Origin of the sequence: Priestia sp. P5, assembly GCF_029522155.1 — a bacterium.
In the GTDB taxonomy this organism is placed as follows: domain Bacteria; phylum Bacillota; class Bacilli; order Bacillales; family Bacillaceae_H; genus Priestia; species Priestia megaterium_E.
The window spans coordinates 353479-373379 of the sequence record NZ_JAKWFJ010000001.1 but is presented as its reverse complement, the minus strand read 5'-3'; the positions used below and the strand labels follow the sequence as shown (position 1 = coordinate 373379).

General features: G+C 38.1%; 22 protein-coding genes. 5 read left to right on the top strand and 17 right to left on the bottom strand.

The window, feature by feature from the left end; translation table 11 throughout:
• Positions 1–68: 68 nt before the first annotated feature.
• Positions 69–1172, top strand: a complete 1104-nt coding sequence (gene ispG, locus MMB69_RS01890) for a flavodoxin-dependent (E)-4-hydroxy-3-methylbut-2-enyl-diphosphate synthase (RefSeq protein WP_269871131.1) — start codon at positions 69–71, stop codon at positions 1170–1172.
• 38 nt (positions 1173–1210) lie between these two features.
• Here the strand turns inward: ispG and MMB69_RS01885 are convergent, their stop codons facing one another.
• A complete protein-coding gene (locus MMB69_RS01885; RefSeq protein ID WP_269871075.1) occupies positions 1211–1576 on the bottom strand; it encodes a G protein-coupled receptor family protein in 366 nt (121 codons plus the stop codon).
• A 259-nt stretch (positions 1577–1835) separates the two neighbouring features.
• On the opposite strand from MMB69_RS01885, the gene MMB69_RS01880 reads away from it, so the two are divergent.
• A complete protein-coding gene (locus MMB69_RS01880) occupies positions 1836–2411 on the top strand; it encodes a 5' nucleotidase, NT5C type (protein ID WP_013085038.1) in 576 nt (191 codons plus the stop codon).
• Positions 2412–2441: 30 nt separating this feature from the next.
• Here MMB69_RS01880 and MMB69_RS01875 read toward each other — a convergent pair whose 3' ends face one another.
• From MMB69_RS01875 to MMB69_RS01865, 3 genes are read right to left on the bottom strand one after another with little or no spacing between them, the layout of a single operon-like run.
• The gene (locus MMB69_RS01875) at positions 2442–2855 is read right to left on the bottom strand and encodes a Fur family transcriptional regulator (RefSeq protein ID WP_013059207.1); all 414 of its coding nucleotides are present in this window, start codon (positions 2853–2855) and stop codon (positions 2442–2444) included.
• The gene (locus tag MMB69_RS01870; protein ID WP_013059208.1) at positions 2852–3694 is read right to left on the bottom strand and encodes a metal ABC transporter permease; all 843 of its coding nucleotides are present in this window, start codon (positions 3692–3694) and stop codon (positions 2852–2854) included. The genes MMB69_RS01875 and MMB69_RS01870 overlap by 4 nt, the downstream gene beginning before the upstream one ends.
• Positions 3691–4470, bottom strand: coding sequence for a metal ABC transporter ATP-binding protein (locus MMB69_RS01865; RefSeq protein WP_013059209.1), 780 nt, complete (start codon positions 4468–4470; stop codon positions 3691–3693). Before MMB69_RS01865 ends, MMB69_RS01870 begins: the two co-directional genes overlap by 4 nt.
• A gap of 273 nt (positions 4471–4743) precedes the next feature.
• Here MMB69_RS01865 and MMB69_RS01860 point away from each other — a divergent pair, with 273 nt between their 5' ends.
• Positions 4744–4995 (top strand): DUF2624 domain-containing protein, encoded by a 252-nt coding sequence (locus tag MMB69_RS01860; protein WP_013059210.1) that lies wholly within the window; start codon positions 4744–4746, stop codon positions 4993–4995.
• 49 nt (positions 4996–5044) lie between these two features.
• Here MMB69_RS01860 and MMB69_RS01855 read toward each other — a convergent pair whose 3' ends face one another.
• The gene (locus MMB69_RS01855) at positions 5045–5932 is read right to left on the bottom strand and encodes a deoxyribonuclease IV (RefSeq protein ID WP_264408570.1); all 888 of its coding nucleotides are present in this window, start codon (positions 5930–5932) and stop codon (positions 5045–5047) included.
• A 28-nt stretch (positions 5933–5960) separates the two neighbouring features.
• Complete coding sequence (locus MMB69_RS01850; protein WP_221784585.1) at positions 5961–7280, bottom strand: DEAD/DEAH box helicase; 1320 nt, start codon at positions 7278–7280, stop codon at positions 5961–5963.
• Between the two features lie 185 nt (positions 7281–7465).
• Between MMB69_RS01850 and MMB69_RS01845 the strand changes: the two genes are divergently transcribed.
• Positions 7466–8170, top strand: coding sequence for a YqfQ family protein (locus tag MMB69_RS01845; protein WP_277447069.1), 705 nt, complete (start codon positions 7466–7468; stop codon positions 8168–8170).
• A gap of 128 nt (positions 8171–8298) precedes the next feature.
• Positions 8299–9249: a 4-hydroxy-3-methylbut-2-enyl diphosphate reductase gene (locus tag MMB69_RS01840; RefSeq protein ID WP_013059214.1), complete on the top strand. Its 951-nt coding sequence runs from the start codon at positions 8299–8301 to the stop codon at positions 9247–9249.
• Positions 9250–9292: 43 nt separating this feature from the next.
• On the opposite strand, the gene MMB69_RS01835 is transcribed toward MMB69_RS01840, so the two are convergent.
• The 11 genes from MMB69_RS01835 to MMB69_RS01785 all read right to left on the bottom strand — a co-directional run bounded on the left by MMB69_RS01835 (position 9293) and on the right by MMB69_RS01785 (position 19801).
• A complete protein-coding gene (locus MMB69_RS01835; RefSeq protein ID WP_221784586.1) occupies positions 9293–10414 on the bottom strand; it encodes a Nif3-like dinuclear metal center hexameric protein in 1122 nt (373 codons plus the stop codon).
• Positions 10411–11115, bottom strand: a complete 705-nt coding sequence (locus tag MMB69_RS01830) for a tRNA (adenine(22)-N(1))-methyltransferase (protein ID WP_221784587.1) — start codon at positions 11113–11115, stop codon at positions 10411–10413. The genes MMB69_RS01835 and MMB69_RS01830 overlap by 4 nt, the downstream gene beginning before the upstream one ends.
• A gap of 169 nt (positions 11116–11284) precedes the next feature.
• Positions 11285–11644 (bottom strand): cytochrome c550, encoded by a 360-nt coding sequence (gene cccA, locus MMB69_RS01825; protein ID WP_013085044.1) that lies wholly within the window; start codon positions 11642–11644, stop codon positions 11285–11287.
• A gap of 131 nt (positions 11645–11775) precedes the next feature.
• Positions 11776–12915 (bottom strand): acyl-CoA dehydrogenase family protein, encoded by a 1140-nt coding sequence (locus tag MMB69_RS01820; RefSeq protein ID WP_016765585.1) that lies wholly within the window; start codon positions 12913–12915, stop codon positions 11776–11778.
• Between the two features lie 385 nt (positions 12916–13300).
• Positions 13301–14434, bottom strand: a complete 1134-nt coding sequence (gene rpoD / locus MMB69_RS01815; protein ID WP_014458197.1) for an RNA polymerase sigma factor RpoD — start codon at positions 14432–14434, stop codon at positions 13301–13303.
• Positions 14435–14499: 65 nt separating this feature from the next.
• On the bottom strand, positions 14500–16308 hold the full coding sequence (gene dnaG, locus MMB69_RS01810; protein ID WP_221784588.1) for a DNA primase: 1809 nt from the start codon (positions 16306–16308) through the stop codon (positions 14500–14502).
• 41 nt (positions 16309–16349) lie between these two features.
• Positions 16350–16820, bottom strand: a complete 471-nt coding sequence (locus MMB69_RS01805; RefSeq protein ID WP_080564741.1) for a YaiI/YqxD family protein — start codon at positions 16818–16820, stop codon at positions 16350–16352.
• A gap of 311 nt (positions 16821–17131) precedes the next feature.
• Positions 17132–17935: a pyruvate, water dikinase regulatory protein gene (locus MMB69_RS01800; protein ID WP_014458195.1), complete on the bottom strand. Its 804-nt coding sequence runs from the start codon at positions 17933–17935 to the stop codon at positions 17132–17134.
• Between the two features lie 33 nt (positions 17936–17968).
• The gene (gene ccpN, locus MMB69_RS01795; protein ID WP_025750542.1) at positions 17969–18607 is read right to left on the bottom strand and encodes a transcriptional regulator CcpN; all 639 of its coding nucleotides are present in this window, start codon (positions 18605–18607) and stop codon (positions 17969–17971) included.
• A gap of 258 nt (positions 18608–18865) precedes the next feature.
• Positions 18866–19630 carry a DNA repair protein RecO gene (gene recO / locus MMB69_RS01790; RefSeq protein ID WP_013059224.1) on the bottom strand — a complete coding sequence of 255 codons (765 nt, stop codon included), beginning with the start codon at positions 19628–19630 and terminating at the stop codon, positions 18866–18868.
• 27 nt (positions 19631–19657) lie between these two features.
• Positions 19658–19801: a YqzL family protein gene (locus MMB69_RS01785; RefSeq protein ID WP_014458193.1), complete on the bottom strand. Its 144-nt coding sequence runs from the start codon at positions 19799–19801 to the stop codon at positions 19658–19660.
• Positions 19802–19901 lie beyond the last annotated feature (100 nt).

The window sequence follows — 19901 nt, the reverse complement described above, 5'->3', positions numbered from 1 at the left end:
AGAGTTATTCTATTAATGAATTCAAATTCTTGATTTCATTTTGAAGGAGAGATTATCACGTGAGTGAAATTATACATCGTACAAAAACACGCCCGGTTAAAGTTGGAGATTTAACAATCGGAGGCAGCAACGAGTTAGTTATTCAAAGTATGACAACCACTAAGACACATGATGTTGAAGCAACGGTTGCAGAAATTAAACGTTTAGAAGAAGCAGGATGCCAAGTTGTTCGTGTTGCTTGTCCAGACGAGCGCGCAGCAGATGCAATCCCTGAAATTAAAAAACGCATTAACATTCCATTAGTTGTGGATATTCATTTTGACTACCGCTTAGCATTAAAAGCAATTGAAGGCGGAGCGGATAAAATCCGTATCAACCCTGGTAATATCGGTCGCCGTGAAAAAGTGGAAGCTGTTGTAAATGCTGCAAAAGCTAAAAATATTCCAATTCGTATTGGAGTTAACGCCGGTTCACTTGAAAAACGTATTTTAGATAAATACGGCTATCCGACAGCAGATGGCATGGTAGAAAGTGCACTTCATCACATTAAAATTTTAGAAGACCTTGATTTCCATGACATCATCGTTTCAATGAAAGCATCGGATGTTAACTTGGCAATTGAAGCTTATGAAAAAGCTGCTCAAGCATTTGACTACCCTCTTCACTTAGGAATTACAGAATCGGGCACATTATTTGCAGGAACTGTAAAAAGTGCAGCAGGTCTTGGCGCTATTTTATCTAAAGGAATCGGAAATACATTACGTATTTCTTTAAGTGCGGATCCTGTTGAAGAAGTAAAAGTTGCGCGCGAATTGCTAAAATCATTCGGTTTAGCTTCCAATGCTGCCACTCTTATTTCTTGCCCAACTTGCGGACGTATTGAAATTGATTTAATTAGCATTGCTAATGAAGTTGAAGAGTATATTTCAACTGTAAAAGCACCGATTAAAGTTGCGGTACTTGGCTGCGCTGTAAACGGTCCTGGTGAAGCTCGTGAAGCCGATATCGGGATTGCAGGAGCACGCGGTGAAGGTCTACTATTCCGCAAAGGTGAAATCGTACGCAAAGTTCCTGAAGAAACAATGGTTGATGAACTAAAAAAAGAAATTGATAAAATTGCTGCTGAATATCACGCAAAGCAAGAAGCTGAAAAAGCTGCAGCTAAATCATAACTAAAAAAAAGCGAGGCGTATATGCGCCTCGCTTTTTTTTATGAAAAGAACGGTAATATAAACGTACCGACAATAATCGATACAACTCCGATCCCTATTGCCCATGCTCCTAGCGTAAGTGCTCCTTTTCTGCGTGCGATAAACCCTAGAATAATCCCAGCGGCACCAAGAATAATTGGTAAAAAGAATAGTGAAAGAATCGAAAGCACGAGTGCGAAACGCCCGTATCCCGTTCCTTCTCCTCGTCCAGCGACTTCATGATTGCGATTGCGATCAACATCTATAACTTCACGCTCTGCATGAGGCTCCCCTACTCGGTAAGGAACGCCCACTTCAGCTGCAGTTTCTTCCATGAAATCAGCTTCATATACATCTTTTCTACGCCTTTGTTCTTCATTCTCCATGCTTAATCCCTCGCTTTCGTAAATAAGGAGCATTTATAGTATCTGAATGCGAGGAAAAATTATAAGTGTCAATCTTATACAGATGCTCATTCTCTTATAAGAAATAGGTACAGATGCAATCACCAGGCCGTGCAGTGATCATTACGTTTTGCCAAAGGCATATAAAAAGTATTACTGTTTCTCTTTGGGCTTTATGTTACACTAGACAAGAATAATCAAGCACCTAAGTAGAATAAACGTATTAAAGGAGTGCACGTAGTTGACGAAAAAGTTTGGAATTGACATTGATGGAACTGTTACTTCTCCTGAAACTTTTGTTCCTCATTTAAATAAAGCCTTTAACTTAAATTTAACACTCGAAGACATTACAGAATATGATTTCAGCCCTTTTGTAAATGTATCACCTGCAGAACTCGGGAAATGGTTTAAAGCAAATGAACGCTCTATTTACGAAACCTCTCCACTTGCAGACGATGCAAAAGCGGTTTTGCAAAAATGGCATCAAAAGCACGAATTATTCTTTATTAGTGCAAGGCACGATAAGCTATTGGACGTCACAGAAGAATGGTTTCAAAAAAATGAACTATCGTTTCATCACATTGAGTTAGTCGGCTCTCATTTTAAAGTTGAGACAGCAAAACGATATGATGTTGATATCTTTTTTGAAGACAAACATGATAATGCTTGTGAAATCAGTGAAGAGTGCAATATCCCCGTTATCTTATTTGATACTCCTTATAATCGCTTACCTGTTCCAAAAGGAGTGGTTCGCGTATACAATTGGCTAGAAGCAGATCAGTGGGTAGCCAGCTGGTTAAAAGAACAGCAAAAATAAAAAAGAGAGGTGCATAACGCCCTCTCTTTTTTATTGATTACATTCTATACATTGACCGTAAATTTCAAATTTATGGCCTGTAATATTGTACCCTCGCAAATCCTCGTCTACATACTCCATCGGACAAGCTTCAATTTCTTTTGTTTTTCCACAATCTAAACAAATGAAGTGGTGATGATGATGGGCGGTTGCACATTTAAATCGAAAGTGCTTTTCGCTCGAAAGCTCCGTCATTTCAAGTACGCCTAACTCCACAAACAATGATAAATTACGGTAGATTGTATCAAAACTCAGACCAGGATAATCAGGCTTCATGTATTCTAATACATCTTTTGCCGTTAAGTACTTATTTGATTTTGAAAACAGGGCAAGCATTTCTTCACGTTTTCCTGTATGTTTATATCCTTGATCTTTTAATAAATGAATGGCTTCAGTTAAATTCATTTTTGTTTCCCCTTCCGTCCTTTATTAATCATAATAGATATGATTAAAATAACAACAGCAATGACAACAATTGTACCGCCTGGTGCTAAATCCAAGTAGTACGCTGAAAATAATCCGCCTAAAACAGATATTTCACCAAAAATTACCGAAAGCAGAATCGTTTGTTTAAAGCCTCTAGCTAAGCGAATGCTTGCTGCTACAGGAAGAGTCATAAGAGATGACACTAATAAGATACCAACGATACGCATCGATACAGCAATGACAAGAGCAACCATCACAATAAATAAAAAGTGCATCCACTTCGATTTAATCCCAGAAGCAGAAGCGTGCTCCTCGTCAAAAGATAGAATAAACAATTCTTTATATAAGAAAAAGACAATAGCTATGACAAATACGGCTATGACAACAACGGTCCAAAGATCCGAACGACTCACCGCACTTACGCTTCCAAACAAATAATTCATTAAATCATTATTAAAACCGTCCGCCAGCGAGATACAAATTGCACTAATACCAATTCCGCCCGATAAAATAATTGGAATGGCCAGCTCTTGGTAATGCTTGTAGACGCTTCGAAGTTTTTCAATAAAAAGAGCACCTGTAACGGAAGATACCATCCCTAAATAAACGGGGTTCACTCCTTGCATAAACCCTATTTTCTGACTAAGAAGCAAGCTCGCAGAAATCCCTGCTAGCGTCACGTGACTTAACGCGTCTGCAATTAAAGAAAGACGTCTTACTACGATGAACGTGCCCAATAAAGGGGCTAAGACGCCAATAATCATACCGGTTAAAAATGCATTTCGTAAAAACTCAAATTGAAATAAACTGCTTATCATACGTGCTGCCCTCCATGATGATGATCATGGGTTAACACATGAACATTATGACCATAGAACATAGATACGTCATGTTCACAAAGCTGTTCGAATTCTTTAGCATTCCCATGAAAGTGTAGAAATTTATTTAAACAAGCAACGTGGGTTACTTTTTCTGAGACAGTGCCAATATCGTGAGTAACAAGCACAAGCGTAATTCCTTTTTCCTTATTTAACTTTTCAAGAAGCTCATAAAAAGTGTACACATTTTGTGCATCTACTCCGACTGTTGGCTCATCTAAAATTAACAGCTCGGGTTCACTTACAAGCGCGCGCGCAATAAAAATTCGCTGCTGCTGACCACCGGATAGTTCTCCTATGTTTCGATTTAAAAATTCACTCATCCCCACTGCTTCTACCGCTTCTTTCACTTTTTGCTTATGAGAAGCATTCATAAAGCGAAACAAACCTAATTTTGAAGTAAGACCCGTGGAAACTACTTCAAAAACGGTAGCAGGAAAACCGCTGTTGAAACTATTCGCTTTTTGCGATACATATCCAATTTTACTTCGTTCTTTAAACCTTCTCTGATCTTTTCCAAATAAACGAATTGCCCCTTGAGATGGTTTTTGCAAACCAAGCAAACATTTGATTAGCGTTGATTTCCCAGAACCATTTGGACCAACGAGACCCAAAAAAGCTCCTTTTGGAATTGAAAAACTTATATCTTCTAATACATTCACTCCATCATATTGAAATGATAAATGATCAATTTCAATGATATCAGGTGTATTCATATGCGCCTCACCATTCTTTTTTTATATTTCTCCATACAAAAGAGGGCACGGTTTCTATCGTATACTCCGTTACCCATTTACTTTCTCAGAATCATTACGATTTAGTCATTAATGTAGTATACAGGATTGTCTTTTATTTGTAAACTAAGCCGGTTCACTCCTTCGTTTTCTTACCTCCGTAAGTTCATCCGACTCAAAATGTTGTTTTATTACACAATATAGTCACATCTTTCTTTTTTATTCATAAACTGTATATGACGAGGAGGTAATCATATGAAAATTGTACAGCAGATTGTCAATAAGAAAGTAAACAACATTACCCCGAAAGAGCTTTTAAAGTATAGCAAACAATACAACATCCCCATTACAGATCAGCAGGCACATACCCTTGTATCCGTCATTAGACAGCAGCCCGTAAATATTTATAACCTTGAAGAGCGCCGAAATTTAATCAAACAAATTGCTCAAGTAACAGATCGTGAAACTGCCAGACGAGTGAATGAATTATTTCAGCAGTTGATGTAAAAGAAGAGGTCATGTCTATAGACATGACCTCTTTCAACCACATATGAAATTACATAAGCTTTTGTTTTAGCTCTGAATCAAAGCTTTGTGCACGAATCATATCAATTTCCAACTGATATGGCGCTTTTTTATTTTTCTTGTCTTCTCCTACATAAGGAGTTTCTAGAATTTTAGGAACTTCTGTAAACGCTGGGTGATGAACAATATAATTCAGTGCACCAAATCCGATTTCACCAAATCCAATATTTTCATGGCGGTCTTTTCGAGCACCGCATACATTTTTACTATCATTGATGTGAAGCACTTTAATTCGCTGTATTCCTACAGTTTTGTCAAATTCATTTAATACACCGTCAAAGTCTTGAACGATATCATAACCAGCATCATGTACGTGACATGTGTCAAAACAAATAGAGAGCTTTTCATTGTGCGTCACGCCATCAATAATTTGGGCAATTTCTTCAAAACTTCTTCCACACTCTGTTCCTTTTCCAGCCATTGTCTCAAGCGCAATTTGAACTTCTTGATCAGCCGTCAACACTTCGTTTAGACCTTTGATAATTTGCTGAATACCGGCATCTGCTCCAGCGCCCACGTGAGCTCCTGGGTGAAGAACAATTTGCCTTGCGCCAAGAGCATGGGTGCGCTGAATTTCAGACGTTAAGAAATCTACTCCAAGCTCAAATGTTTCGGGCTTTGTTGTATTTCCTAGATTAATGATATAGGGAGCATGTACAACAATATCTGTCATTCCATGCTCTTTCATATGCAAAAGACCAGCTTCAATATTAAGCTCTTCAATCTTTTTGCGACGAGTATTTTGTGGAGCGCCTGTATAGATCATAAACGTATTTGCTCCGTAAGAAGCTGCCTCTTCACTTGCTCCTAAAAGCATTTTTTTGCCGCTCATTGATACGTGAGAACCAATTTTCAACATTACTTTTTACACCTCTAACCTATTGCGATTAACGATTGTTGCGTCTTTCACTACGCTTTTTCTTTTGCACATACTTTGTAATTTCACGAGCACGTTTTTTCTTGTAGCCAGGCTTTACTTTCTTCGGCTTTTGAATAAAGCGATGTGCCTCTTCTCCCACTTCATCCGCTTTCTTCACACGCTTTTTACGGCGGTTACGGTCATCGATGGAAACCCATTCTTGCTTTTGAAGATCTTTGTTTGCAAACTCGATTCCCATTTTCTCAAGCTTATTTACTGCATCTTCATCTTCCACATCGAAGATGGTAGCAGCAATTCCAGAATGACCGGCACGAGCTGTACGTCCTACGCGGTGAATGTAGAAATCTAGATCTGAAGGAAGCTCAAAGTTAATGACGTGTGAAATTCCTTCAATATCAATACCGCGAGCTGCTAAATCTGTGGCTACTACGTATTGAAATTCTAAATTATTAATTTGCTTCATCATTTTCTTACGGTCACGAGGAGATAAATCTCCGTGAATTCTTCCTACCTTTAAGCCTTTAGACAGTAAGTCATCTGCTACTTCGTCCGCCATTTTCTTTGTATTTGTAAAGACGATAGCTAAATAAGGATTATACGAAATAAGCATATCATGCAGCAGCTTAAACTTGTTACGATGACGCAGTGGAACTAATACATGCTCTAATTTAGCTGCTGCTGCTTGCTTCGGCGAAACATGCGTAAATTTTGGATTTTCCATGTATTTTTTTAAGAATGGCTTTAATTTTTCAGGAATAGTTGCTGAAAAAACAAGCATCTGTAATTTTTCAGGCATGTTGCTTGCCAAACGGTCCACATCTTCTAAAAATCCCATATCGAGCATTAAATCAGCTTCGTCTACTACTAACGCCTTTGTTGTATACACAACTAACGCTTTTTCATTTACTAAATCAAACAAACGAGCCGGTGTTCCTACAACAACTTGAGGCTGCTTCTTTAATTTGTCGATTGTACGCTGCTTATCTGTACCGCCGATAAAACATTTTGCTGAAATTTCTTCTCCTTCAGCACTGTGTTTTGTTAGCTTTAATACTTCTTGATAAATTTGAGAAGCAAGCTCACGAGTTGGAGCGGTGATCACAACTTGTACTTCTTCTTTTTTAGGGTCTACCTTTTCAAGTAAAGGCAATAAATAAGCGTGTGTTTTGCCGGTCCCTGTTTGCGACTGACCAATTACGCTTTCCCCTTTTAAAACGGAAGGAATTAAGCGCTCCTGAATCTCTGTAGGCTGATAAAAACCTAATTGTTTAATTGCTTCTATTAAAAATGGTTGAAACTCAAAACGTTCAAAGTTTGTTTTTTCCATAATAGTCTCCTTTTTTACATTCACGTTCATCTTTTAAGGCACAATATATGATTATAATCGATTTTTCCTTCTGTGACTACTTCTCATTCATATTACTAAAACTTATTACCTGTTTCAAAAACATTTTATCGCGAGTTGCATACGATAGTAAAAGAAAATCTACTTTACTAAAGGAGGTGCGTCCTTTGCTACAGCGAAGACCACCATTTCCACCCGGTATGCAAAGAAGAATGATGCCAGGAATGCCACCACAAAACGGCTTTGGGCAACAACCTGGTAACTTTGGCCAATTTAATCCATTACAACAGTTTCGTAACTTTACCCAGCAAACAAATGCTCAACAATCATTTTACCCGAATCAGCAAGGCCTGAACCGTGGAGGAGGTAACTTCTTAACTCGCCTATTTCGAAGAGGCGGAAATAGAAACATACCATTTCAACAAGCGGCTGCAGCTGCTCCTCGAGGTTCTTTGTTTTCTGGCCTTTCAGGAGCCCAAGGTGCTGCAGGAGCGACTAACTCTTCTTCCCTGCTTGGAGGTTTGCAAGGATTAACGAACCCTGCTAACTTGAGCTCCATGATGGGGAATGTTCAGCGAGTACTAAAAGCAGCGGAAACGATGGGTCCTATGATTCAACAATACGGACCTCTTGTCAAAAATGCTCCTTCTCTATGGAAAATCTATCAGGCCTTGCGCTCAAGTGATGACACAGATGAAGTACTCGAAGCAGAAGGAACAGAGGTTTCTGAAACTGATGAAAGCAAAGACAGTAAGGTCTTATCAGCAGGCGCAGAAAGCACGGATTCATCCGATGATGAGCTGGATTTCTTTGAAGAAGAAATTGAACATTCATCCAGAGATCGGGTGTCTAAACCAAAACTTTATATTTGATAAATCTGCTGATTCCTTAAGGAAATACAGTGAGTAAAAAAAGAATATCTTTGTATTCTTCCTTCCTCTTTTATATAATAGAAGCGAGTTGAATTGCTCGTCAGGATTATGATGAGGAGGAAATTGAAATGAAAGTTATTAAAATTGCACCGCGCGGCTATTGTTATGGTGTAGTAGACGCAATGGTCATTGCACGAAACGCCGCTTTAGATAAATCATTGCCTCGACCAATCTATATCTTAGGAATGATTGTTCATAATAAACACGTTACAGATGCGTTTGAAGAGGACGGCATTATCACACTGGACGGTGCTAATCGCCTAGAAATCTTAGACCAAATAAATGAAGGAACCGTTATTTTTACTGCGCACGGAGTATCTCCAGAAGTAAAAGAACGAGCAAAAGAAAAAGGCTTAACAACAATCGATGCTACATGTCCGGATGTTACAAAAACCCATGACCTTATTCGCCAAAAAGAAAAAGAAGGTTATGACGTTATTTATATCGGAAAACGAAATCACCCTGAGCCAGAAGGTGCACTTGGTATCGCACCAGATATCGTTCATTTAATTGAAAAAGCAGAAGACGTAGCCCATTTAAATATTCAACGCGAGAAAATCATTGTAACAAACCAGACAACAATGAGTCAGTGGGACGTTGCAGAAGTAATGGAAAAGGTAAAAGAAAAATATCCGCACGCTGAAGTTCACAAAGAAATTTGTTTAGCTACACAAGTTCGCCAAGAAGCTGTAGCCGAGCAAGCAGGTGAAGCAGATGTTACAATTGTAGTAGGAGATCCTAAAAGTAACAATTCAAATCGTTTAGCTCAAGTATCAATGGAGATTGCCGGCACTGAGGCATATCGTATCGGTGACATCTCAGAGCTTCAAATCGAATGGTTGATGAACGCGAAAACCGTAGCTGTTACGGCAGGCGCATCTACCCCTACTCCAATCACAAAAGAGGTCATCAATTTTCTAGATCAGTTCGATCCAGAAGATGAAACAACTTGGACACGTGAAAAAAGCGTGCCTCTTTCAAAGATTTTACCAAAAGTTCGAACAAAAAAATCGTCTTAATAGACACAAAAGAAGGTGTTGACATTCGTCAACACCTTCTTTGTTACATAAACGTAAATGGGTTTGTGTCTACTTTTGAATCAAATACTTCACACTCAAAGTTTTTCGCATCAAAAAGACTGTTTAATACACGCGTTACACCTTGTCTCATGACTTTTTCAACATGATGACCAGGATCTACAACGTTTAATCCCATTGCCATTGCATCATGCGCAACGTGGAAATACAAATCACCTGTTACATAGGCATCTGCTCCGCTAAATTTTGCGTTTGTAATATATTTGTTTCCATCTCCGCCAAGAACAGCTACTTTTTTCACTGTGGCATCCATAGACCCTACTACTCTAACACCATCCACATCCAATGCTTGTTTAACATGAGCGGCAAACTGTTTTAACGTCATCTCTTCTTTTAACTTCCCAATCCGTCCAAGTCCAAGCGTCTCGCCCGTTTGTTCCACTGGATAAATGTCATAGGCTACTTCTTCGTAAGGATGAGCACTGAGCATGGCACGAATAATTTTATTTTGTTGATCTGCTTCAAAAATAGTTTCAAGTTTTGCTTCATTTACACGTTCTAACTCTCCTTTTGAGCCAATGTATGGATTGGCTTCTGAAGAAGGTTTAAATGTGCCTTCCCCTTCAGTTGAAAACGTACAGTCGCTGTAAAGACCCACATGTCCAGCTCCCGCATCACAAATAGCTGTGCGCACTGCTTCAGCATGATTTGAAGGAACAAATACAGCAAGCTTTTTCAGCTGAATAGACGTTGTTGGAACCAGCACTTTTGTCTCTTGTAGCCCCAATGCTTCGGCTAACAGGTCATTTACTCCGCCTTTAGCTATATCTAAATTTGTATGAGCAGCATATACAGCAATATCATGTTTGATGCATTTCTCTAAAATACGCCCTTCAGGACGATCTGTAACCACTTGTTTTAGAGGTCTAAAAATAGGAGGATGATGAGCAATAATCAAATCCACTTGTTTTTCAATCGCTTCGTCTACGACCGTTTCAAGAACATCTAACGTTACCATTACTTTTTTTACAGGCTTGTTTAACGTTCCAATCTGTAAACCAATTTTATCTCCTTCAACCGCTAAATGCTTGGGAGAAAATGATTCAAATGCTTCAATTACTTGAAATCCGTTAGGGATTTTACTCATTTTAACGCCTCCTCAATTAATGAGATGTCTTGGGTAAGTTTTTGAAGTTTTGCTTTGCTTTCCTCGGACTGAGCCTGCTCCATTTGGCTGACAATTTGTTTAAGATGATTTAATTCATGCGTCCACTTTGTCATAAAAGCAGAAGAGCGCTTTTCTTTTAAAATAGGGCCCATTAACACACCGGCTTCCACTTCACCGTTATAAGGAGCTAAGGCGTTTCCAGGTTCAGCGACGATGACTTCATACATACGACCGTCTTCTTCGATGATTTTTTCATCAATGATTTCCCAGCTGTGTTGAATCAGCCAGCTGCGAATATGGTGTGAACCAATATTCGGCTGAAGTATAAGCCTTTTTACTCCTTCTAACTTCGCTTTTCCTTCTTCTAAAATCATCGTAATAAGCGTTCCGCCCATTCCGCAGATTGTAATACAGTCTACTTCATTCGGTGATATTACTTCTAGGCCGTTTCCTTTTCGAACGTCAATAACGTCCGTTAAGCCTGTTTTTTTCACCTGCTGAATAGCAGATTGTAGAGGTCCTTCTGTAATTTCTCCTGCTACGGCACCGCTAATATATCCATTTAAATAAGCAAAACACGGCAAGTATGCATGATCTGAGCCAATGTCTGCTATCTTTGCTCCCAAAGGAATCGACTTTACTACTTCTTCAAGTCTTATTGATAAGTTTAATTCATTCATTTTGTCACCTATTCTCTATGTGATTACTGTTCATTATTTTAACATAGATAGCTGCATGATTCCTATTTCTCTTCATGTTTTCCTTTTAGCCGAATGCGTATAAAAAAATCATAAAAAAAAAGCCTGCTTTATAAATGAGCGGCTTTCCAGAAAATCATGTTTCTGAACTCTATTTAATTTCTGATACCCATTTAGCCATTTCCTTCGCTTTTTCCGGAGGAACCAGCCCGGCCGGCATGTTTCCTTTACCGTTTACAACAATATCTGCAATTTCGTCTTGAGAAACTTTTTTCCCAATTCCTTTTAACGAAGGACCTACTCCACCTTGATACTGATCACCGTGACAACCAATACAAGTTTTTTGATAAATTTCTTCTGGTTTAGCTGAAGCCTGCTGTTCCGCGCCACCGCCTTCTTTTTCAGCCGCGATTTCTTTTGCATTGTTCAATCCGTTGAACGAAAGCGTTAACATTAAAGCAATCCCAATTACCGCAATTAATAAAAATGGTATTAGCGGATTTCGCTTCACTCACTATACCCCCTTTATGTATTCCCATCCCTAGAAATAACAAAATAGTATAAGCACTTTTATTTTACTTGAAAATGCTCATAAGTGAAAGGGTTTTATTTACATAATTAACTAATTTATTATTGCGTATCTTAACAGCCAATTTGTCTTGCAATAACCGAGCGCTGAATTTCCGAAGTTCCTTCTCCAATTTCTAAAAGCTTGGCATCTCGTAAATAACGCTCCACGTGATACTCCTTCATGTAGCCGTATCCTCCATGAATCTGAACAGCTTGACTGGCTACTTCCATACAAATTTCAGAAGCATACAGTTTACACATAGCAGCTTCTTTCGTAAATGGCTTTCCTTGGTCTTTTAACCACGCTGCTTTATACACCATATTTCTTGCTAACTCAATTTTCATCGCCATATCAGCTAATTTAAACTGAATCGCTTGAAACGATGAAATAGCTTTCCCAAATTGCTTTCTTTCCTGCGCATATGACAGTGCTTTTTCATAAGCCGCTTGGGCGATTCCAACGGCCATTGCGCCAATTCCAATTCTTCCCCCGTCAAGCGTCATTAGAAATTGTTTAAAGCCTTCTCCTCTTACACCGAGTAAATTCTCTTCAGGCACTTCAACATCCTCTAAAACGAGTTCAGTTGTATTTGAAGCATGTAGACCCATTTTCTCGTAATTGTCTATTACAGTAAAACCTCGAGCTTCTGTAGGCACGATAATAGCTGAAATTTCTTTTTTCCCTTCTGTACGATTTGTAACAGCTGTTAAAGCTAAAAACTTTGCATAGCTGGCATTCGTAATATAGCATTTACTTCCATTAATCCTAAATGTTCCATCCTTCAACACTGCTTCTGTCTCCGTTCCCCCCGCGTCACTTCCTGCGTTCGGTTCGGTTAAACCAAACGCTCCAAAAGATTCTCCGGAGCATAAAGCAGGTAGGTACTGTTCTTTTTGCTCCTTTGTTCCGAATAAATAAATAGGTGCGCCTCCGAGCGAAACATGAGCTGAGTATGTAATTCCTGTAGAGCCACAAGCTTTACTTAATTCCTCTACGACAATAGCAAAACTAACCGTATCTGCTCCTCCGCCTCCATATTCTTCAGGAAAAGGAAGACCCATTACCCCAAGCTCACCTAACTTTTTAAAAACATCAAGCGGAAATTGCTTACTTCGATCGCGCTCTAATGCATTCGGTGCTACTTCCGCCTCTGAAAACTCTCTGAGCGTCCTTTGAATCATCTTTTGTTCATTGGTTAATTCAAAATTCATTTTTATTCCCCCTAAAAAAAATGTATACGCTTACATTATTTAATTATAATTCATTTTTGTAAATTTTCTCAACTTTTAAAACGTTTTAATTTTTTCATGTTATAATAGAGAAGTACTAATCAAAGCATGAATAAAATGATAGCGATTCCATTTTTCGGATGTTTAAAAGGAATTTGAACAGCTTATGCTCTGTAACAAAATAATATAAAGGAGCATTTGCAAAACGAAGGACAATTCAGTAAAATATATGAAAGAAGAAAAGTTGGTAAAAAAATCAATATACTTCTTCAAAATGTGTTTTTATGAAATTTGTTCCATAAAAAAAATAGATAGCCCCTTTCCTCTAGGAAAGAAGCTATCTCATAAGCGTTATTTACGCTTTTATCTATTCTAAGAAATCTTTTAAACGTTTGCTTCGGCTAGGATGACGAAGCTTACGAAGCGCTTTAGCTTCAATTTGACGAATACGCTCACGCGTTACGCCAAATACTTTTCCTACTTCTTCAAGCGTACGCGTACGTCCATCGTCCAGACCAAAGCGGAGTCTAAGAACATTTTCTTCGCGATCTGTTAACGTATCCAGGACGTCTTCTAACTGCTCTTTTAATAATTCATATGCAGCATGTTCAGAAGGTGATGTTGCATCCTGGTCTTCAATGAAGTCACCTAAATGAGAATCATCTTCTTCACCAATTGGTGTTTCAAGAGAAACCGGCTCTTGAGCAATTTTTAAGATTTCACGAACTTTTTCTGGTGTTAAATCCATATCTTCTGCAATTTCTTCAGGAGATGGTTCGCGACCTAAATCTTGTAGAAGCTGACGTTGAACACGAATTAGCTTGTTAATCGTTTCAACCATATGAACGGGAATACGAATCGTTCTTGCTTGGTCAGCAATTGCACGAGTAATAGCTTGACGAATCCACCATGTCGCATACGTACTGAATTTATAACCTTTGCGATAATCAAATTTTTCTACCGCTTTAATAAGACCCATGTTTCCTTCTTGAATTAAATCAAGAAACAGCATACCGCGCCCGACATAGCGTTTAGCGATACTTACAACAAGACGTAAGTTTGCTTCAGCAAGACGACGTTTCGCTTCTTCATCGCCTTCTTCAATACGTTTTGCTAAATTGATTTCTTCCTCTGCTGACAATAAGTCAACGCGTCCGATTTCTTTTAAGTACATACGAACTGGATCATTAATTTTCACACCAGGAGGTACACTTAAATCATTTAAATCAAACTCTTCTTCTTTTGACAGTTCTTGAATATCGGGATCGGCATCGTCATCATTTGCTTCAGATTCACTCATTACTTCAACACCTTGTTCTCCAAGGTATTCATAATATTCATCCATTTGATCGGATTCAATTTCGAAGTTCGACATACGCTCTGCAATTTCTTCGTATGTGAGTACACCACGTTTTTTTCCGATTTCGGTCAATTGATCTTTTACTTGTTCAATTGTTAAATCTGAATCAAGTTGTTTTGATTGAGCTGATTTTTCAGCCATCAGATCCCCTCCTTCCAAAATTTTAAGGAAAACCTTCTAAAAGTGGGACTAATACGCAATATCGTTTATTTTAACGTTTTTTTCAACTGTAAAATTTCCATTGCTATTGTCGCAGCTTTTAAATAATCTTTTTGACGCTCTGCTTCTTGCTTTTCTGCTTCTTTTTTTTCTATTGCTACCCTTTGTGGGTAAATCAATATCGTTTGGATATAATCATTCAAAGCTTGCTCCGACAATTCATCATTGATTGACATCATCGCCAATTCTGAAGCTAGACTAGACAACGAAGACTCGGGCAACCGCTCGATAAATCCGCTCGGATTAGGCTCGTGTCCTTCCTCGTAATAAGCATACAAATATAGAACAAGCGCACGATGTTCCTCGACATTGAACTGACCTTGAAGTCGGTCTTGAATTCTAAATGCTACATCCTTATCTTTCAACATATGAGCGATCAAAAAACGTTCTGCATTTTGATAAGCCGGTAATAAGCTTCTCTTTACGACTGGTTGTCTATTTATATTATTTCGATTTGGAGAATCATTATCCTTTTTCTTTTTTTCAGTTCGATACACTTGATACTGCTGTTCTTTAAGCGCATCTAATGAAATGGAAAACTCTTGTGCCAATTGGCGTAAATAATGATCTCGCTCTACGGCTTTCGTAAGGAGGCTTATTTCCTTCAAAACGTCTTCAATGTATTGCATACGTTCAGATTCATTTTGTAGATTTCGTTTTCGGCGAAGATACCTCATTTGAAATGCCATAAAGGTCAAGCTGCTATTAATAACATCATTTTGAAACTTCTCTGCCCCGTATTCTTTAATATAATCATCCGGGTCATAACCATCCGGCATCACAGCAATCTTAACGGTACAACCCACATTTGTTAAGATAGCAGTTGCTTTGTGCGCTGCTTCAATTCCGGCAGAATCTGCATCGTAGCAAATGATAACGGACTCTACATTTCGGCGAATAATCTTGGCTTGTTCTTCTGTTAAGGCAGTTCCCATTGTTGCAATTGCGTTCGGGCAACCGGCTTTAACAGCCGAAATAACATCTGCAAATCCTTCAAATAAAATAACCTGCTGATTTTTGCGTATATGTTTTTTAGCGCGGTGAAAGTTGTAGAGTGTGCGACTTTTGTTAAAAATAGAAGTTTCGGGACTGTTTAAATATTTAGGCTGCCCTTTTATCTCTTTTAGCAGGCGCCCTGAAAATGCAATTGTTTTGCCTTGCAAGTCAGCAATAGGAAACATAATTCGATCACGAAAACGATCAAAGTACGTTTCATCTTGGTTGCGTTTAATGATTAAACCTGCATGTTCCATCTCTTGCGGATTAAACCCACGTTTTGTTAAGAACTTACTTACAAATTCCCACGAATCTAAAGCAAAACCTATCTCAAATTCATCGATAATTTCTCGTGAAAACCCTCGATTTATTAAATAATCATAAGCATCTTGGCCTTCTTTTGTATTTACCAATAAATGATGGTAAAATTTCTTTAAAAGCTCGTGTGCTTCAATCATTTTATTGCTAGGCTTTTGATTATCTTCTTCATGAGGATGTATCTCATGTTCGAAAGGAATATCTCCTTTTTCAGCAAGCTGCTGGGCTGCTTCCGTGAAGGACAGTCCTTCTAATTCCATTACGAATGAAAATGAATTCCCTCCTGCACCGCATCCAAAGCAATGATAAATTTGTTTATCAGGCGATACTGAAAAAGACGGTGTGCTTTCCCCATGAAACGGACAGAGTCCAAAATAATTGCGCCCTTGTTTTTTTAGTTGTACATAATCGCTTATGACGTCGACAATATCTACTGAATGCCGAATACGGTCGATTACTTCATCAGGAATTCGATTTGCCATAGTAACAGCTCCGTATTTCATATAATATTCTTCACTAAGTGCTAAATTCCTGCAAGTTTCGACAACATTTTTTCAAAAGCTTGAATGAAATGCTGGCGATCTTCTTCACTAAATGCCTTTGGGCCTTTAGTATGACGGCCTGACCGTCGCTCTTTTGCAGAAACATAGCGAAAGAAAAGCACCGTATTCATTTCGTCGTCATTATAGTACTTTCCACGAGGAGACAGTGCGTAAACCCCTCGACTTACTAACATGCTTGCTAAGCCAGTATCTTGAGTTACAACAATATCCTGCTTGACTGCGTGATTTAAAATATATAAATCTGCGGCTTCCTTTTCTGCATCCACATAGACCCATTTTCCTGGTGTAGGATTTGTTTGCATGTGAGCATAGGAAGCAACAAATACAAGCTCGATGTCATATGTATGTGTAAGTTCAACGATTTCTGCTTTAACAGGGCATGCATCAGCATCGACAAAAACTTTACTTTTTCTTTTGCTATAACTCTGTATTCTACATCCCTCCAGAGATTCCTTCTAACAATTTGTTATTTCCTGTAGATGGCATTTGTCGAATACTTTTTTCGATTTTGACTTGACTTTTATATAAATAGTTTATTCGTTCTTAACAAAGTCTAAACCTAAAACTATTCTTTTTTATCACAATTTTTTATTATAATATAAACAACCTATATTTTCTATACCAAAGTCACTTGTTTTTAAAAGTTCTGTCATATTCATCTTTGGTATATTTTCTTAGGCTTACAGCATACAAACATAAGAAAGCAATCTCCTTTCTGTCACGCACAGAGGAGATCCATCGTTTATTTCTTTTTGATGGTATTGAGAATGATACCAGCTGTTTCTTCTACGGCTCTGTTGGATACGTCCACCACTTCACAGCCAATCTTATCTACAATCCCTTGGAAAAATTCAAGTTCTTCTTTAATACGGCCAATATTAGCATAAATTGCTTTATCGTTTAGCCCAAGAGACTTTAAACGCTCTTTACGAATATCGTTTAATTTTTCAGGACTAATAGTAAGCCCTATGCACTTCTCAGGTGATACATGAAACAGCTCTTCTGGTGGATCTACCTCAGGTACAATTGGAACATTAGCTACTTTCAAACGCTTGTGTGCTAAAAATTGAGAAAGAGGTGTTTTAGATGTTCTTGATACTCCGATTAATACGATATCCGCTCTAAGAATGCCTCTCGGATCACGCCCATCATCATATTTCACTGCAAATTCAATTGCTTCTACTTTCTTAAAATAATCTTCGTCTAATTTTCTAGCCATTCCAGGCTCATAGCGAGGAGAAAGTTGATAAGAAGATTGAATTTTATCAATTAAAGGTCCAATAATATCAAATACCTCTACCCCGTTCTTGGACGCTTCTTGAATTAAAAATTCTCTCATTTCGGGCTTTACTAGCGTAAAGCCAATAATAGCGTTGTTCAACTTCGCTACTGAAACCACTTCTGAAAGTGTTGCGATGTCCTCTACGTAAGGTACTCTTTTAATTACAAAGTCCGTCATATTGAACTGACTTGATGCAGCCTTTACAACTAGTTCAGCTGTCTCACCTACAGAATCCGAAATGACATAAAGACATGGGTTGTTCATATTTTGTGCATCCCCTTTTTAATCCTTTTTCACTTATAATACTTCATCATTTGCTAATGCTACTAGTAATTTTGTAATATTTGTTTTGGTAATGCGTCCCACCACTTCAAAATTGCCGTCTCCCTCTTTAATAACGGGCATAGCATCAATCTGTTTTTCAATTAAGATCTTAGCAATATCAATTAACAAATCTTCGCGATAGCAATATGTAATGTTGGGCATTCTCGTCATGATAATATGAACAGGAATAGATGTGAGCTCTTGCTTTCCGATACTCGCGCGCAATAAATCTTTACGCGACAGTACTCCCACTAGCTGGGATTTCTCATCCACTACAAAAAGGGTCCCCACGTCTTCTAGAAACATTGTACAAATAGCATCATATACCGACACATTTTCGTTCACGACTACCGGGATAGACTGATATTCTTGCACCTGTATTTTTTTTATTTTATCTGTAAGAAGCTGTGCTCCTGTTTTACCTGTGTAAAAGTAACCTACGCGCGGTCGCGCTTCTAAATAACCAGCCATTGTTAAAATAGCCAAGTCCGGTCTTAGCGTTGCCCGCGTAAGGCTAAGCTGATCTGCAATATGCTCGCCTGTAATAGGGCCTTCGTCTTTGACAATTTGCAAAATTTGTTCTTGTCGTTTGTTCAGTTCGATTGTACTCACCACCTAATCATTAAATGTGACATACTATTTATAAAACATTATATACTTTTTAAGCAAAAGTAAAAGCTATAACTTATTAATTTTAGCATTTTATCTTTTTAGAATGCCGTTTATTTTACCACGGCTTCTCAAAAAAAGCAGGCATTACGCTTACAACAAGTGAAACTGCCCCTTCGCTCCACAGTAAAAAGGGTGTCCTCTACACACTACGAGGCACCCTAGCGACAGCAATTCCTTGCATATCACTGATTATCTTTTCTATTTCTCATCAGAGAGCGATTGTTTTAAAGACTCCATCTGATTCAAAAACCGCTTTGTTTTTAAAAACAATCCTGAATATTCTTCGTAATATTGATCAATTACAAACTTTAATTGTTTTTTTGTTTCAGGCTTAACAGAAATAGAACCTAACCGCTTTAAATCAATATAATAAAATAGCCTTAATAGTTTAACCGTCATCGGACTAATTTTCAAATGATAAGGATCTTTTTCTAAGCATCGATGACAAATAAACCCGCCTTCTCGAATGGAAAAATGAAATGTTCCTTCACCTTGGTGGCAGACTGCACATTCATTTAATGTAGGATGAAGACCTAGAACGTTTAACATTTTCATTTCATAAATAAATGTTAAGATCTCTGCATCATACTCTTCGTTCATATAATGAATGGTTTGGTGCAGCAGTTCAAAAAGAAATGGATTTGGTTTATTGTTCTCAGTAGCTTTATCCGTTAATTCAAGAATATAAGAAGCATACGCTGTTGTGAAGATATCTTCGCGTATGCTTCTCATAGATGAGATAACTTCTCCTTGATGGAGAGTACCCATTCCTGAACCTGCTTGTATAAAAAAGTATCCATACGTAAATAATTGTGTGACGGAAGCTAAGCGACTACTGGGCTTTTTTGCCCCTCTTGCCATGAGACCCACTTTTCCGAGTTCACGTGAATAAATGGTGACAATTTTATTTGATTCACCGTAATCATTCGTTCGAATGACAATTCCTTCACACTTTTTAAACAATCATCATCACCGCCATCTTACAGAAGGCTAAGACAAGGGAGAATTGAGACTTTCGCTGTTGTCCTCATATGTTTCGGGTCTTTCTTTCACTTCATTTTCAAGTTCCTTAAAAATGAGATAAGTATCAATGCTACCTGTTTGTGAAAAAATGTTCCAAGTAAAATTCAACATAGAACTCCCACCTTTCTAACCATAAAGATCAGATACATATTTCAATTCCTTATGTTTAGAATAGCCTTCCGACGTAAAATCATGTAACACAATTTTTTAC

What these genes read in the sequence shown, in the direction of transcription:
- MMB69_RS01885 (WP_269871075.1), bottom strand. Translation starts at nt 1,576, where the DNA reads ATGGAGAATGAAGAACAAAGGCGTAGAAAAGATGTATATGAAGCTGAT.
- MMB69_RS01850 (WP_221784585.1), bottom strand. Translation starts at nt 7,280, where the DNA reads ATGGAAAAAACAAACTTTGAACGTTTTGAGTTTCAACCATTTTTAATA.
- rpoD (WP_014458197.1), bottom strand. Translation starts at nt 14,434, where the DNA reads ATGGCTGAAAAATCAGCTCAATCAAAACAACTTGATTCAGATTTAACA.
- dnaG (WP_221784588.1), bottom strand. Translation starts at nt 16,308, where the DNA reads ATGGCAAATCGAATTCCTGATGAAGTAATCGACCGTATTCGGCATTCA.
- MMB69_RS01865 (WP_013059209.1), bottom strand. Translation starts at nt 4,470, where the DNA reads ATGAATACACCTGATATCATTGAAATTGATCATTTATCATTTCAATAT.
- MMB69_RS01855 (WP_264408570.1), bottom strand. Translation starts at nt 5,932, where the DNA reads ATGTTGAAAATTGGTTCTCACGTATCAATGAGCGGCAAAAAAATGCTT.
- MMB69_RS01875 (WP_013059207.1), bottom strand. Translation starts at nt 2,855, where the DNA reads ATGAATTTAACTGAAGCCATTCATTTATTAAAAGATCAAGGATATAAA.
- MMB69_RS01870 (WP_013059208.1), bottom strand. Translation starts at nt 3,694, where the DNA reads ATGATAAGCAGTTTATTTCAATTTGAGTTTTTACGAAATGCATTTTTA.
- MMB69_RS01830 (WP_221784587.1), bottom strand. Translation starts at nt 11,115, where the DNA reads ATGAATGAATTAAACTTATCAATAAGACTTGAAGAAGTAGTAAAGTCG.
- MMB69_RS01860 (WP_013059210.1), top strand. Translation starts at nt 4,744, where the DNA reads ATGAAAATTGTACAGCAGATTGTCAATAAGAAAGTAAACAACATTACC.
- MMB69_RS01785 (WP_014458193.1), bottom strand. Translation starts at nt 19,801, where the DNA reads ATGTTGAATTTTACTTGGAACATTTTTTCACAAACAGGTAGCATTGAT.
- MMB69_RS01800 (WP_014458195.1), bottom strand. Translation starts at nt 17,935, where the DNA reads ATGAACAACCCATGTCTTTATGTCATTTCGGATTCTGTAGGTGAGACA.
- MMB69_RS01835 (WP_221784586.1), bottom strand. Translation starts at nt 10,414, where the DNA reads ATGAGTAAAATCCCTAACGGATTTCAAGTAATTGAAGCATTTGAATCA.
- MMB69_RS01840 (WP_013059214.1), top strand. Translation starts at nt 8,299, where the DNA reads ATGAAAGTTATTAAAATTGCACCGCGCGGCTATTGTTATGGTGTAGTA.
- MMB69_RS01820 (WP_016765585.1), bottom strand. Translation starts at nt 12,915, where the DNA reads ATGAATTTTGAATTAACCAATGAACAAAAGATGATTCAAAGGACGCTC.